The following is a 14249-nucleotide window of genomic DNA, read 5'->3' on the forward strand; positions in this document are numbered from 1 at the left end:
TGAATCACGTGGTCCATACGTTTTCTTAACTTCACAACTTTGTGAAATCAGTGTAGCTTCGGCGGCATGGACAACGCCATCTCCATCTCCGGCCTGGTCAAGACCTTCGGCCGGACGAAGGCCCTCGACGGCCTCGACCTCAACGTCGCCACCGGGGAGGTGCACGGATTCCTGGGCCCGAACGGCGCCGGGAAGTCGACCACCGTCCGCGTCCTGCTCGGACTGCTGCGGGCCGACGCCGGGCACGTCCGCCTGCTCGGCGGCGATCCCTGGCGCGACGCGGCCACCCTGCACCGGCGGCTGGCCTACGTACCCGGCGATGTCAACCTCTGGCCCAACCTCTCCGGCGGCGAGGTGATCGACCTGCTCGGGCGCCTGCGCGGCGGGCTCGACCAGCGCCGCCGCGCCGAGCTGATCGAGCGGTTCGACCTCGACCCGAAGAAGAAGGGGCGCACCTACTCCAAGGGCAACCGGCAGAAGGTGGCCATCGTCGCCGCACTGTCGTCCAAAGTGGACCTGTTGATCCTGGACGAGCCGACCTCCGGGCTGGACCCGCTGATGGAGGCCACCTTCCAGTACGCCATCCAGGAAGAGCGCGAACAGGGCCGCACGGTGCTGCTGTCCAGCCACATCCTCGCCGAGGTGGAGGCGCTCTGCGACCGGGTCAGCATCATCCGCAACGGGCAGAACGTGGAAACCGGCACGCTGGCCGAACTGCGTCACCTCACCCGCACCTCGATCACCGCCGAGCTGGCCGGGCACCCGAACGGCCTGTCGAACCTGCCGAACGTGCACGACCTGCACGTCGAGGGCAACCGCGTGCGGTTCGACGTGGAGACGCACTCGCTCGACGAGGTGCTGCGGCAGCTGACGAACGTCGGCGTGCGCAGCCTGGTCAGCCAGCCGCCGACGCTGGAGGAACTGTTCCTGCGCCACTACACCACCGAAGCGCAGCGAGAGGCGGCCGTGCGATGACCACGCACCCGTTGCTCAGCACGCGGCACCTGGTCCGCCTGGCGCTGCGCCGCGACCGGATCGTCATGCCGGTCTGGATCCTGCTGCTCGGGGTGATCCCGGCGGCGGTCGCCGGTTCCTACGGCGAGCTGTACAAAACCGAGGCCGAACGGCGGTCGCTGACCACCGGCATGGCGGCGAACCCGTCGCTGAACCTGCTCTACGGCCCGCCGTTCGACCTGTCCGACGCCGGTGGGTTCACCGTCTGGCGCTACGGCACGATCATCCCGTTCTTCCTGGCCATGGCCTGCGTGTTCACCGTGACCAGGCACACCAGGCAGGAGGAGGACACCGGCAGGCAGGAACTGCTGTCCTCGGCGGTGCTCGGCCGGTTCGCCGCGCTGACCGCGGCGGTGGTCACGGCCGCGCTGACCGCGTTCGGCACCGGCCTGCTCACCGTGGTCGCGCTGACCGGCGCCGGGGTGCCGCTCAGCGGCGCGGTGGCGTTCGGCGCGGCGATCTCGCTGACCGGCCTGGTCTTCACCGGCGTCGCCGCGATCACCGCGCAGCTCGCCGAGTATTCGCGCACGGCCAACGGGCTGGCCATGGCGGTGCTCGGCGTCGCCTTCCTGCTCCGCGCCATCGGGGACGCGGCGAAGGACGTGAGCTGGCTGTCGTGGCTGTCACCGATCGGCTGGTCCACCCAGGTCCGGCCGTTCGCGGGGGAACGGTGGTGGGTGCTCGGGCTGCTGCTCGGCACGGCGGTCGCGACGGGGGCGGTCGCCTACGCGCTGAGCACGCGGCGGGACGTGGGCCTCGGCCTGCTGCCCGCGCGGCCCGGCCCCGCCACCGCCGCTCCCGGCCTGCGCAGCCCGCTCGCACTGGCGTGGCGGCTGCACCGCGGCTCGTTCGTCGGCTGGACCATCGCGTTCGCGGTGATGGGCGCGTTGTTCGGCTCGCTCGCCGCCGGGATCGGTGACGTGGTCGGCGAAAGCCAGGCCACCGCGGAGATCTTCGAGCGCATGGGCGGCGCCGAGCAGATCGTGGACGCCTTCCTCGGCACGCTCGGCCAGATCTTCGCCATCATCGCGTCGATGTACGGGGTGCAGGCGGCGCTGCGGATGCGGTCGGAGGAGACCGCGGTCCGGGTGGAGCCGCTGCTGGCCACCCGCGTCGGGCGGCTGCGCTGGACCGCCGGCCACCTGCTGTTCGCGCTGCTCGGCTCGGCGGTGATGATGGCCGTCGCCGGCGTGCTGGCCGGATTGCTGCACGGGCTGCGGATCAGCGACGTGGCGCACCAGGTGCCCGCGGTGCTCGGGGCGACGATGGCGCAGCTGCCCGCGGTGTGGCTGGTGCTGGCGGTGACGGTGTTGTTGTTCGGGTTGTTGCCGAAGTACACCACGGTGGCGTGGGCGGTGGCCGGGGTGTTCGTGACGTTGAGCCTGTTCGGGCCGGTGCTGCAGTTGAGCCAGCCGGTGCTGAACCTCTCGCCGTTCACGCACATCCCGAAGCTGCCCGCCGCCGAGTTCACCGCGACGCCGCTGCTGTGGCTGACCGGGCTCGCCGTGGTGGTGTTCGGCGCGGGCCTGGCCGGCTTCCGCCGCCGCGACATCGGCTGAGGAGACAGTTCGGCGGCGCAAGCGGGGCGGTCTGCCGGCACCGCTTGCGCCGCACTGTCCGAAGTGGACTATCGCTCGGGTGGCCACCCCCGGGCACGCCGGACTGGCAGTCTGGAGATCATGCCGACCTGGGGGCTCCTGCGAAAACCTGACTTCCGCGCGTTCTGGACGGCGGACCTGCTGAGCCAGTTCGGCACCCGTGTCGCGTTTCTCGGTGTGCCGCTGCTGGCGACCACCACGCTGAACGCGACGGCGACGCAGGTGGCACTGCTGCGTGCGCTGGAGAGCAGCGCGTACCTGGTGCTCGGCCTGCAAGCGGGTGCGTGGTGCGACCGGCTGCAGGCGCGTCCGGTGCTGATCCTCGCCGATCTCGGGCGTGCGGTGCTCATCGCGTCGGTGCCGGTGTGCGCTGTGTTCGGGGTGCTGACGCTGTGGCAGCTGTTCGCGGTTGTGCTGCTCACCGGGTTGCTCACGGTGTTCTTCGACGTCGCTCACCAGACGTACCTGCCGCGTCTGGTGGATCGCGGCGAACTGCTCGAGGGGAACGCGAAGCTGCAGACGAACATGTCCGTGGCGGCGATCGCCGCTCCCACCGCGAGCGGGTTCCTCGTCCAGTTGCTCGGCGCCCCGGCCGCACTGGGCGCGACGGCGCTCGGTTACCTGTCCTCGGCGGGCTGGCTTTCGCGGATCCGGGCCCGCGAAGCGCGGCCGGTGGTGGAGAAACGCAAGCTGCGCAGGGAAATCGGCGAAGGCCTGCGGGCGGTGTTCCGGCACCCGGTGCTGCGCGCACTCGCCCTGAGCGGGGCGTCGATCAGCGCTTTCCAGTCCGTGCACATCGCGAGTTCCGTGGTGTTCCTGATCCGCGAAATCGGCCTCGACGCCGGTGCTGTCGGCCTGCTCGGCACCCTCGGCCTGACCGGCGCCCTCGCCGGCGCGGTGAGCGCCCGGCGGCTGGCAAGCGCACTCGGCCACGCCCGCGCGCTGTGGCTGATGACGCTGCTGCTCGGCCTCGCCTACCTGTTCTACCCGCTGACCGGCCCGGGCTGGGGCCTCGTGTGCTGGTCGGTGGCCGGTTTCGGTACCGCGTTCGGGGTCATCGTGGTCAACGTGCTGCAGCTGACCTACCAGCAGCTGACGTGTCCGGACGACCTGCTGGGCCGGGTCAACGCCACCATGCGCTTCCTGTCGCTAGGCATGGTTCCGGTCGGGAGCGCGGGCGCGGCCGTGCTCGCCCCGCTGATCGGCCTGCGCGCCACGCTGTGGACCGCCGCCGTCGGCGTTCTCGCGTCCGCGACTTGGCTGTTCTTCTCACCGCTGCGCACCCGCCGGAACTGACCCCGGTCGCCGAGCGGCACCGCCGCGAACCACTCCGACCGGGCCACCCACGCACACGCCTCGAGCGGTCCCAGCCCGCCACCCGGGCCATCACCCCACACGAGCGGCAACCCCCACGCGTCGAGCGAGCCCCAGCCCACATACCCGAGCACGTCGCTCCACACCCCGAGCACGTCGCCCCACACACGAGCGGCGGTCCACACCTCGGGCGAGCACCAGCCCACCCACCTCAAGCGGGCTACTCCGGGGCGGGGCCACCCCACGCACAACAGCCCACCCACCCCCAGGCAGGCCACCCCACGGCCATCCACCCGAACTCCGGCCCCCCACCCTCCCTGGGGGCGGCCCCTGCAACCACCCTATTCGCCGAGCGGGCCGGGGTGGGGCGGGTTGAGGGTGCCCTGTGGACAAGTAGGCGCCTGTGGGCAACTTCGTGGCGAATGGACGCCGAGCAACACCCGAACGGGCGAACAAGCAAGCCTGGACCGTACGCGCGGTCAGCCGTTACGGTGACCGCGGTAACAGCTCAACGACGTGCTGTGAGCCCCGATCCCGCCCTGCGTCCCGCCCGCGGGTGTGGCTTGGCGCCCGCAGGAGGAGTCCTGATGGCTACCCCCACCACGAACGAAAGCGGCCAGGGAACGGGTTCGGGCTTCGGCCGGCGCGGTTTCCTGGCCTTCCTGGTCGCCGCCCCGACCCTGACCATCGCCGCCGATCTCGCCGTCGACCAGCAGGCCGAGGCCCAGCTTCCCAGCCTGCCCGGCCCCGCCGACATCGTCGACCTCGGGGACGTGCTGATCCTGGCCGGCGCCCCCACCTCGCACATGCTCGTGCTCGAAGTCGCCGAGGACGGCCGGATCCGGCTCCAGCTGCCGCGGGCCGAAGTCGGCCAGGGCATCACCACCGCGGTCGCGATGCTGGTCGCCGACGAGCTCGGCGTGCCACTGTCCCAAGTGGAGGTTCCGCTCTCGGACGCCCGCTCCGAGCTGTTGTTCAACCAGCTGACCGGTGGTTCGAACACCATCCGCTCGGTGTACGGGCCGGTGCGCGCGGCCGCCGCGGCCGCCCGCGCCAGGCTGGTCACCGCGGCCGCCGAGAAGTTCGGCGGCGACGCCGCGAAGTACAGCGTGCGCGGCGGTTCGGTCGTCGCGCCGGACGGCCGGTCGGCCACGTTCGGCTCGCTCACCACGGCCGCGGCCAAGGTCCAGCGTTCCGCGGTGGGCGCCGAGCCCAAGGCCGAGTCGGAATACCGCCTGGTCGGCAAGCCGACCTCCCGCATCGACGCGCTCGCCATGGTCACCGGCAAGAAGCAGTACACATTGGACCTCGACGTGCCGGGCGCGCTGCCGACCGTGCTCAAGCGGCCACCGACGATCCGCGGCACGGTGAAGTCCTTCGACGACTCGGTCGCCCGCACCATGCCGGGCGTGGTCGACATCGTGGCCGTCGACAGCGGCGTCGCGGTCATCGCGGAGACCTTCGGCCAGGCGATCAACGCCAAGGACAAGCTCAAGGTCACCTGGAACAAGGGCACCGTGGACGAGCTGTCCGACGCCGACATCAGGAAGAAGCTGCGCGCCGCGGCCCTGCCCTTCGCCGTGCCGCCGGTGCTCACCCAGCACGTGGACGCGGAGTTCGACTTCGCCTTCGTCAGCCACGCCCCGCTGGAGACGAACTCCGCGATCGCCGACGTCCGCGCCGACCGCGCCGAGATCTGGTCGTCGCTGAAGTCGCCGATCGTGGCCAAGCAGACCATCGCCCGCGAAATCGGGCTGCCGGAGAACAAGGTGACCGTGCACGTCGTGCAGGGCGGCGGCTCCTTCGGCCGGCGGCTGTTCTTCGACGGCGCGCTCGAGGCGGCCAAGGTGTCGAAGAAGGCGGGCCGCCCGGTCAAGCTGATGTGGACGCGCATCGACGACATGCGTCACGGCCGCGCCCGCGCGGCCACCCACCACAAGGTGCGCGCCACCTTCGCGCTGGGCAACGTGCTCAGCTACGAGCACCGCGTCGCCAGCATCGAGACCGACTTCCGCCACGGCCTCGGCGAGATCCTCACCGCGACCGCGGCGCACCTGCCGGTGGGAGGCAACCTCAGCTTCGCGCAGACGGTGTTCCTGACCACGGTCAAGGTGCCCTACAACTTCGGCGTGGTCACCGAGTTGCTCAACGAGGTGCCGCTGCCGATGAACACCGCCAGCTGGCGGTCGGTGTACTCGGCCACCACCCGCGGTGCCGAGGAGATCGTGGTCGACGAGATCGCGAAGAAGCTCGGCAAGGACCCGTACCAGTTCCGGCGCGCCTCGCTCAAGGACGACAAGCAGCGCGCGGTGCTGGACAAGGTCGCCGAAGCCGGGAACTGGGGCAAGAAGATGCCCGCCGGGTTCGCGCAGGGCATCGCCTTCCACGAGGAGTACAAGTCGCGCACCGCCTGCCTGGTCGAGATCGACGCCCGGGACCCGAAGAAGCCGCGGGTCACCAAGGCCACCATCGCGGTCGACGTGGGCAGGCCGATCAACCCGCGCGGGCTCGAGGCGCAGATGCTCGGCGGGCTGACCGACGCCATCTCCACCGTGCTCACCGCGGGCCTGCACCTGGAAAAGGGCCTGCCGCTCGAGGGCAGCTACTCGCAGTTCCACTACGCGCGGCAGAAGAACAGCCCGCCCGACGTGCAGGTTTTTGTGCTGCCCGCGAACGGGGAACCCGGCGGCGCCGGCGAGCTGGGCGTGCCCGCCGCGGTCGGCGCGATCGCGAACGCCTACGCCAGGGCGACCGGCACCCAACCGCGCAGCTTCCCGATCAATTTCGACGTCGACTTCGAACCGTTCCCCCGCTGAGGAGTGCTCCCGTGCCCAACTACACCTTTTCCGTGAACGGGAAAACCGTCACCGTCGACGCGCCCGCCGACCTGCCGCTGCTGTGGGCGCTGCGGGACAAGCTCGGCGTAAAGGGGCCGAAGTATGGCTGCGGCATCGACGTGTGCAAGGCGTGCACCAGCCACCTCGACGGCGAGGCGATCAATCCGTGCGTGACCCCGATCGCCGAGGTCGAAGGCCGTGAGGTCACCACGATCGAAGGACTCGCCGACGGCGACAAGCTGCACCCGGTGCAGGAAGCCTGGCTGGAGATGGACGTGGCGCAGTGCGGGTACTGCCAGCCGGGGCAGATCATGGCCACCGTCGCGCTGCTGAAGAAGAACCCGAACCCGACCGACGCCGAGATCGACGCGATCGAGAACGTCTGCCGCTGCGGGACCTACTTCCGGATCAGGGAGGCCATCAAACGCGCCGCGGCGAAGTGAGCACAATGGGGGGATGAGCACCCCGGGATGGCCGGTCGCTGGCAAGTCACCGGCCATCCTGGCCGCCTTCACCCGGAGCGTGGCCGAACGCGGCTACGACGGCACCAACTTCGGCGACATCGCCGGCGAGCTGGGCATTTCCAAGGGCACCATCGTGCACCACTTCGGCACGAAGGACCGCCTGCTCGCCGCGCTGCACGAGTCGTACATGCAGCGGCGCCTCGCCGAGGCGCGGCTGATCCGCCAGCGGCTGACGACCCCGCCGGAGCAACTGGCCGGGCTGCTGTTCGCGTTCATGCTGTACCAGGTGCACGACCGCGCGGCGACGGTCGCCTTCCAGCGCGAGATCGCCCGGCTGGCCGAACACGATTCGATGGCCGAGGGCGTGCGGCTGCGGGAGGAGTACCTGGCGCTGGTGCGGTCGGTGCTGACCGCCGGCCAGGAGGCGGGTGACTTCCGAGAGGGTGATTTCCGTCTCCGGAGCCTACTGATGTTCGGCTCCGCGCACTGGGCGTGGACGTGGTTCGACCCGAACGGCCCGGACAGCGCTGAACAGGTCGGAGCCTGCTTCGCGGACCTGGTACTCGGCGGTTTGCTCACCCGGCCGGAGCAACTGGCCGCACTGACCTCTTTGGACGGACCGGTGCTCGCGGTGGTCCGGGACTGCCTGGGGTGATCGGTTTTACGGTGGTGAGCGGGGCTCCGGACAGGGAGACTGGTTCTCGACAGACCAGACAGGAGGCCCGCATGCCGAGTACCGGAAGTGACCAGGGCGGAACCCAGCTGAGCCCCGCCGCCAGGGAGCGTCTGGAGGGGGAACTCGCGCGCCTGCGTGAACAGCGTGCCGTGAACGCGCCCAACTTCCGGGACGAGGACCCGATCGGTGACAGCGCGGACCAGGCGGACGTGATCGAGCGCGCGGAGACCACGGCGTGGATCGACCGGCGCATCCGCGAGGTGACCGACCTGCTGACGCACGGCAAGAGCCAGACTTCGCCGAGCAAGGAAGGCCTGCTGCCGGACGGCACGGAGGTCACCCTGCGCTTCGCCGACGGCGACGAGGAGACCATGCGGGTGGTCGAGTTCGCCGATGAGGCGACCGCGCCGGACGCGTCCGCGCTGACCAGCGACAGCCCGCTCGGGCGGGCACTGGTCGGCCACAAAACCGGCGACACGATCACCTACCGCACACCGGGCGGTGACCTGAGCGCCGAGATCGTCGCGCTGAAGCTGCCCGCCTGACGCCGTCCGCGCCTGGCTGACGAGGGCGGGGCCTTCCGCCGCCACCGCCTTCAGCACGCCCGCACCGAAGCACGCCCGGGCGGGCGCCCCGGCCGGAGGGGCGCCTGACCCGGACGGGTGTCCGGGCGAGGCGCGCTCGGGGGCGGGGCACAGCCTGGGCCGAGGCGCGCGCCCATACCGAACGTCCGGACTGTGCCGCATCCGTGGAGCACTGCGCTCGAGGAGTGCCGCACACCCGGGGTGCCCGCGCGGGCTCCGCTCCCAGACTCACCGCGCCCGGACGGCACCCGCGCCTAGGCGGCGCCCATGTCCACGCGTCCCAGCAGCGGCCGCGCCCAGGCGCCCCCGCTGGCGGTGCCCACCTCCAGGCGAGGTGAGCCTGCCCAGCCGCATGCGTGTGAGGCTGCTGCCATCGTGAGTGCTCAGGTGCTGCCCTGAGCACTCACGACCGGGTCAGCGGTAGCCGGCGCGCTTGAGTGCGTCCGCCAGTGCACCACCTCCGCCGCTGTTGCCGCCGCGGTCGTTGCCGCCACGCCGCTGGCCACCGCCACCGCCGCCCTGCCGCCGGGGCTGCTGACGGCGTTCGTTCGGACCGGCACCCCGCTCCGGGCGGCCACCCGGCGTGATCTCGTCGTCGAGGCGCAGCGTGAGCGAGATGCGCTTGCGCGGCACGTCCACGTCCAGCACCTTCACCCGCACGATGTCACCCGGCTTGACCACCTCACGCGGGTCCTTGACGAAGTTCTTCGACAGCGCCGACACGTGCGCGAGCCCGTCCTGGTGCACGCCGACGTCGATGAAGGCGCCGAACGCCGCGACGTTGGTGACCACGCCTTCCAGCGTCATGCCCGGCTTGAGGTCGGACAGCTTGTCCACGCCGTCCGCGAAGGTGGCGGTCTTGAACGCCGGACGCGGGTCGCGGCCGGGCTTGTCCAGCTCGCTCAGGATGTCGGTGACCGTGGGCAGGCCGAAGGTGTCGTCGACGAACTTGGCCGGGTCGAGCTTCTTGAGCACCGGCGTGTTGCCGATCAGCGCGGGCAGTTCCGTGCCGGTGGCCGACAGGATGCGGCGGACCACCGGATAGGCCTCGGGGTGCACCGCGGAGCTGTCGAGCGGGTCGTCACCACCGGGGATGCGGAGGAAGCCCGCGCACTGCTCGAAGGCCTTCGGCCCGAGCCGCGGTACCTCCTTCAGCGCGGTGCGCGAGCGGAACGGCCCGTTCTGGTCGCGGTGCGCGACGATGCTCTCGGCGAGGCTCGACCCGATACCGGACACGCGCGTGAGCAGCGGCGCGGACGCGGTGTTGACGTCCACGCCCACGCCGTTCACACAGTCCTCGACCACCGCGTCGAGCGAGCGCGACAGCGAGACCTCGGACAGGTCGTGCTGGTACTGGCCGACCCCGATGGACTTCGGGTCGATCTTGACCAGCTCGGCCAGTGGGTCTTGCAGGCGGCGGGCAATGGAGACCGCCCCGCGGATGGACACGTCCAGCGAGGGCAGTTCCTGCGCGGCGAAGGCCGAGGCCGAGTACACCGAGGCGCCCGCCTCGGAGACCATCACCTTGGTGAGCTTGAGGTCGGCGAACTTCTTGATCAGGTCGCCCGCCAGCTTGTCGGTCTCCCGCGAGGCGGTGCCGTTGCCGATGGCGATCAGCTCGACCTTGTGCTCGTGCGCCAGCTTGGCGAGCTTGGCCAGCGACTCGTCCCAGCGGTTGGCCGGCTGGTGCGGGTAGATGGTGTCGTGGGCGACGACCTTGCCGGTCGCGTCCACCACGGCCACCTTGACGCCGGTGCGGAAGCCGGGGTCGAGGCCCATCGTGGCGCGACTGCCGGCCGGCGCGGCGAGCAGCAGGTCACGCAGGTTGGCGGCGAACACGGCCACCGCGTCGTCCTCGGCAGACTGACGCAACCGCATCCGCAGGTCGATGCCCAGGTGCAGAAGGATCTTGGTGCGCCAGGCCCAGCGAACGCAGCCCAGCAGCCAGGTGTCCGCGGCGCGGCCCTTGTCCGCGATGCCGAAGCGCTGCGCGATGCGTACCTCGAACTCGCCGGGCCCGGTGATGACCTCGCCCTCGGGGGTCTCGTCCGGCTCCATGGTGAGGTCGAGGATCTCCTCCTTCTCACCGCGGAACATGGCCAGGATCCGGTGTGAGGGGAGCTTGGTGTACGGCTCGGAGAAGTCGAAGTAGTCGGCGAACTTGGCGCCTTCTTCCTCCTTGCCCTGGCGGACCTTCGAGCGGAGGCGGCCGCCGGTCCACATCTTCTCGCGCAGCTCGCCGAGCAGGTCCGCGTCCTCGGCGAAGCGCTCGACCAGGATGGCGCGCGCACCGTCCAGCGCGGCCTGCGGGTCGGCGACGCCCTTGTCGGCGTCGACGAAGGCGGCGGCCGCGGCCTGGGGATCGGTGTCCGGCTCGTTCAGCAGGCCGTCGGCCAGCGGCTCCAGCCCGGCCTCGCGCGCGATCTGCGCCTTGGTGCGGCGCTTGGGCTTGTAGGGGAGGTAGATGTCCTCGAGGCGCGCCTTCGAGTCGGCGGCGAGGATCTGCGCCTCGAGCGCCTCGTCGAGCTTGCCCTGCGAGCGGATCGAGTCGAGCACCGCGGTGCGGCGGTCCTCGAGCTCGCGGAGGTAGCGGAGGCGGTCCTCGAGGGTGCGGAGCTGGGTGTCGTCCAGCATGCCGGTGGCCTCTTTGCGGTACCGCGCGATGAACGGCACCGTCGCGCCGCCGTCGAGCAACCCCACCGCGGCGGTGACCTGCCGCTCCGCCACGCCGAGCTCCTCGGCGATCTTGCGCTCGATGCTGACCGTGCCGCTGGAAGTAGCCAAAACCCTGAACCGCCTCTACCTAGTACCGATTGCGCGGAAGCATTCTCCCCACTGCCCGCGCTGCCCGGACACCCTATCCCGCGGCGGTGACAAGCCAGGGAAATCGGGCCGAGTTGTCCACAGGCAGCCGCACCTGTGGACAACTCCTGGGGACAGTCGCGGCGACGCGCTATGGTCTTGTCAGTAGCAGCGAGCGAGCAGCCCGCCCCGCCGAGCGCTTCGACGGCCGTGTCCACGGCGGTGAGATCGCCCTTGTTTTCCTCGGCCACCGCGTGCACCTGATCGGCCAGCACGTCCACGCATGAGCCGTCCCGTGACGACGATCGATTTCCCGTTCAGCACCACGATGTCCTCCCGGGGATGTCGCCACGAACCAGCAAAGGAGGATTTCCGTGGCACAGCTGGCTTTTTCGCGAGCGCGGTTACAACCAGCCGGCGTCTCTGGCGATTCTGATGGCGTCGATGCGGTTGCGCGCGCCCACTTTTCCGATGGCGTTGGAGAGGTAGTTCCGCACGGTGGCCGGGGACAGGGACAGGCGACGGGCGATTTCGCTGGTGGCGATGCCGCTGTCGGCGGCGCGCAGCACGTCGGTTTCCCGTGGGGTCAGCGGGCTCGAGCCGGTTTCGAGCGCCATCGCCAGCAGTTCGGGGTCGATCACGCGCTCCCCCGCCGCGACCCGCCGGACGCCGTCGGCCAGGGTTTCGGCCGGGGCGTTCTTCACGATGAACCCGCGCACGTGGGCGGACAGCGCGCGCAGCAGGTGGCCCGGCTGGTTCATCCCGGTCAGCACCAGGGTCCGGCAGTCCGGCAGCTGCTCGTGCAACGCCTCCGCCGCACTGAGCCCGTCGAGCCCGGGCAGGCCGATGTCCAGCACCGCCACGTCCGGCCGGGTGGCCAACGCCGCGGGCACGATCTGGTCACCGCGGTCCAGCTCGGCCACCACCTCCACGCCGTCCTCCATGCTCAGCAGCGCGGTCAGCGCACCGCGGATCATGTGCATGTCCTCGGCGATCAGGACCCGGATCACGTAGCCTCCCGCGGAATCTCAACCGACAACCGGAACCGGCCGTCGCCGGTGGGCCCGGCCACCGCCGAACCGGACAGCGCGGCCACCCGGTCGGACAACCCGGCCAGCCCACTGCCTTCCCCGAACTCGTCCCCCGCTCCGTCATTGACGATCTCCAGCATGTACTTGCCGTCCCGCGTTCCGCCACTGATCGCGCAGGTGCGGGCGTGGCTGTGCCGGAGGATGTTGGTGACCCCTTCGCGCAACGCCCAGGCCAGCGTGGCGTGCACGCGGTCGGGCAGTTCGTGCGGCGGCGGCAGGTCCAGCCCGAGCTTCACCTCGATGCCCGCCGCCGCGAGCAGGGCCGCCGCGCCGTCGGTCTCCTTCGGCAGCGACGCCACGTGCTCGTCCCTGGTCACCGCCCGCACCCCGCGCAACGCCTCCTGGGCGACCCCGACCAGGCTCTCGATCTCCGCCTTCGCCTTGCCCGGTTCCTGGCGCAGCAGCCGGATCGCCAGGTCCCCTTTGAGGGACACCGCGAACAGGCTCTGCCCCAGCAGGTCGTGGAGGTCACGGGAGAGCCGCAGCCGCTCGCGCTCGGCCGCCAGCTCCCCCAGTTCGGTGCGCGCGGCCTGCAGTTCGTCGACCAGGCGGACCAGCCGTGCCGCCCCGTAGAGCGCCACCGCGATGATCGACAGCAGCACGCCGGAAAGCACCACGTAGACGAACTGGAAACCGTCGCTTTCCGGCCCCGCCTGCAGCGCCGAGGACACCGCGGTGACCACCAGCGGAACCGCGGCCACCGGTACCGCGCACCGCCGCGGCACCACCATCAACGCCGACGCCGCCAGCAGCACCTGTGCGTCCAGCCAGGGGCTGCCGAACCAGAAAAGAGGGAGGTAGACCAGCAGCGTCATCGCACCCAGCGTCCACGGCCAGCCCTCCGGGCGTTCCCCGCGTGCCGAGGCCATGCTGTGCCGCAGCTGCAGCGCGGCCAGCAGCACGCCGAGCACGATCGGCAGCACCGCCGGGTACTCCGACGGCGGGGTGGTCGGTGTGCCGACGATGGTGAACACCGGCGGTGCGACCGCGATCGGCAGGTTGACCACCACCAGGAACAACCCGGTTCGCCGGGTGGTCCAGAACGGGTTCACCGATCGCCGTCCGCGGTGCTCAGGCCGCGGGCGATCCGGCGGCGCACCGCGGTCAGGGTGGCCCTCGACCGCAGCGCCAGCGCACGCAGCTCGGCGTCGGCGGCGTCCGGGTCGCCGGTCAACGCGGCCGCGCGCTCGCCCTGCTCGATGATGCCCTCCAGCTCGACGCCGACCGTGCGGCGCACGTCCCGGTCGATCCGGATGCGCTCGCGCACGGCGGCCTGCTCGGCCAGTTCGAGCCGGGCGTCGTGCAACTGCCGTGCGGTGGCGATCACCCAGGTCAGCAGGGCCAGCGACAACGCGAGGAACAACGCGTCGAGCACCAGCGAGACAGCCCACTCCAGGTGCCCGGAGACCGAGGCGAGCGGCACCAGCGCGGCGGCCACCCCGGCGAAGGTGAAAAAGGACAGCGGCGGCGGGATGACCAGCAGGACCGAGGCGGCCAGCGCGTAGAGCGCGCCGAGCCAGTCGATGCCAGCCACCGGGATGGCGCCGATGATCAGCGCCATCATCACGCCGACCGTCCACAGTGAACGCGGCGGCCGCTCACCGCGCGCGGCGTAAAGCACGTTGCGGATGTGCGGCGGCAGGTAGCAGATGATGAAGATGAGCGCGGGCAGCACCCGCACGGTGTCGATCGGCACGGTGGCCACGCGGTAGATCGTCAGCACCGGGGCGACGGCGCCGTAGAGCACCACCCCCACCGTCGCCAGCCGGATCATCCGGCTGGACCGCTGCTGATCGTTCAGCTTCATCACCCGTGATCGCCCAAGTGGCCGCCAGAATAGGCGGGCCGGCACCGGCGGGGCCAGGACGT

11 protein-coding genes are annotated in these 14249 nt (G+C 70.9%); 7 read left to right on the plus strand and 4 right to left on the minus strand.

From position 1 onward, the window contains the following. The first annotated feature begins 66 nt into the window (after positions 1-66). The 7 genes from A4R43_RS27990 (at position 67) to A4R43_RS28020 (ending at position 8448) form a co-directional block, all read left to right on the plus strand. Entirely contained in the window at positions 67-975 is a 909-nt protein-coding gene (locus A4R43_RS27990; RefSeq protein WP_113695033.1) for an ABC transporter ATP-binding protein, read from the plus strand. After that, positions 972-2573 (plus strand): ABC transporter permease, encoded by a 1602-nt coding sequence (locus A4R43_RS27995; protein ID WP_113695034.1) that lies wholly within the window; start codon positions 972-974, stop codon positions 2571-2573. Before A4R43_RS27990 ends, A4R43_RS27995 begins: the two co-directional genes overlap by 4 nt. A gap of 120 nt (positions 2574-2693) precedes the next feature. Beyond that, positions 2694-3908, plus strand: coding sequence for an MFS transporter (locus tag A4R43_RS28000; protein ID WP_113695035.1), 1215 nt, complete (start codon positions 2694-2696; stop codon positions 3906-3908). 605 nt (positions 3909-4513) lie between these two features. Further along, on the plus strand, positions 4514-6742 hold the full coding sequence (locus A4R43_RS28005; RefSeq protein WP_113695036.1) for a xanthine dehydrogenase family protein molybdopterin-binding subunit: 2229 nt from the start codon (positions 4514-4516) through the stop codon (positions 6740-6742). Positions 6743-6753: 11 nt separating this feature from the next. Then, positions 6754-7206 (plus strand): (2Fe-2S)-binding protein, encoded by a 453-nt coding sequence (locus tag A4R43_RS28010; RefSeq protein WP_113695037.1) that lies wholly within the window; start codon positions 6754-6756, stop codon positions 7204-7206. Positions 7207-7219: 13 nt separating this feature from the next. After that, entirely contained in the window at positions 7220-7882 is a 663-nt protein-coding gene (locus tag A4R43_RS28015; RefSeq protein WP_113695038.1) for a TetR/AcrR family transcriptional regulator, read from the plus strand. A 71-nt stretch (positions 7883-7953) separates the two neighbouring features. Continuing rightward, complete coding sequence (locus tag A4R43_RS28020; RefSeq protein WP_113695039.1) at positions 7954-8448, plus strand: GreA/GreB family elongation factor; 495 nt, start codon at positions 7954-7956, stop codon at positions 8446-8448. A gap of 453 nt (positions 8449-8901) precedes the next feature. Here A4R43_RS28020 and A4R43_RS28025 read toward each other — a convergent pair whose 3' ends face one another. The 4 genes from A4R43_RS28025 to A4R43_RS28040 form a co-directional block, all read right to left on the minus strand. Then, entirely contained in the window at positions 8902-11271 is a 2370-nt protein-coding gene (locus A4R43_RS28025; protein ID WP_113695040.1) for a Tex family protein, read from the minus strand. A 422-nt stretch (positions 11272-11693) separates the two neighbouring features. Beyond that, positions 11694-12299 (minus strand): response regulator transcription factor, encoded by a 606-nt coding sequence (locus A4R43_RS28030; protein WP_113695041.1) that lies wholly within the window; start codon positions 12297-12299, stop codon positions 11694-11696. Next, positions 12296-13432: a sensor histidine kinase gene (locus A4R43_RS28035; protein WP_113695042.1), complete on the minus strand. Its 1137-nt coding sequence runs from the start codon at positions 13430-13432 to the stop codon at positions 12296-12298. The genes A4R43_RS28030 and A4R43_RS28035 overlap by 4 nt, the downstream gene beginning before the upstream one ends. Beyond that, entirely contained in the window at positions 13429-14187 is a 759-nt protein-coding gene (locus tag A4R43_RS28040; RefSeq protein WP_113695043.1) for a hypothetical protein, read from the minus strand. Before A4R43_RS28040 ends, A4R43_RS28035 begins: the two co-directional genes overlap by 4 nt. Positions 14188-14249: the final 62 nt, after the last annotated feature.

It is taken from the genome of Amycolatopsis albispora (assembly GCF_003312875.1).
Taxonomy (GTDB): Bacteria; Actinomycetota; Actinomycetes; order Mycobacteriales; family Pseudonocardiaceae; genus Amycolatopsis; species Amycolatopsis albispora.

Coding starts and splice junctions, on each gene's coding strand:
- A4R43_RS27990 (WP_113695033.1), top strand. CDS start 67: ATGGACAACGCCATCTCCATCTCCGGCCTGGTCAAGACCTTCGGCCGG.
- A4R43_RS27995 (WP_113695034.1), top strand. CDS start 972: ATGACCACGCACCCGTTGCTCAGCACGCGGCACCTGGTCCGCCTGGCG.
- A4R43_RS28000 (WP_113695035.1), top strand. CDS start 2,694: ATGCCGACCTGGGGGCTCCTGCGAAAACCTGACTTCCGCGCGTTCTGG.
- A4R43_RS28005 (WP_113695036.1), top strand. CDS start 4,514: ATGGCTACCCCCACCACGAACGAAAGCGGCCAGGGAACGGGTTCGGGC.
- A4R43_RS28015 (WP_113695038.1), top strand. CDS start 7,220: ATGAGCACCCCGGGATGGCCGGTCGCTGGCAAGTCACCGGCCATCCTG.
- A4R43_RS28020 (WP_113695039.1), top strand. CDS start 7,954: ATGCCGAGTACCGGAAGTGACCAGGGCGGAACCCAGCTGAGCCCCGCC.
- A4R43_RS28040 (WP_113695043.1), bottom strand. CDS start 14,187: ATGAAGCTGAACGATCAGCAGCGGTCCAGCCGGATGATCCGGCTGGCG.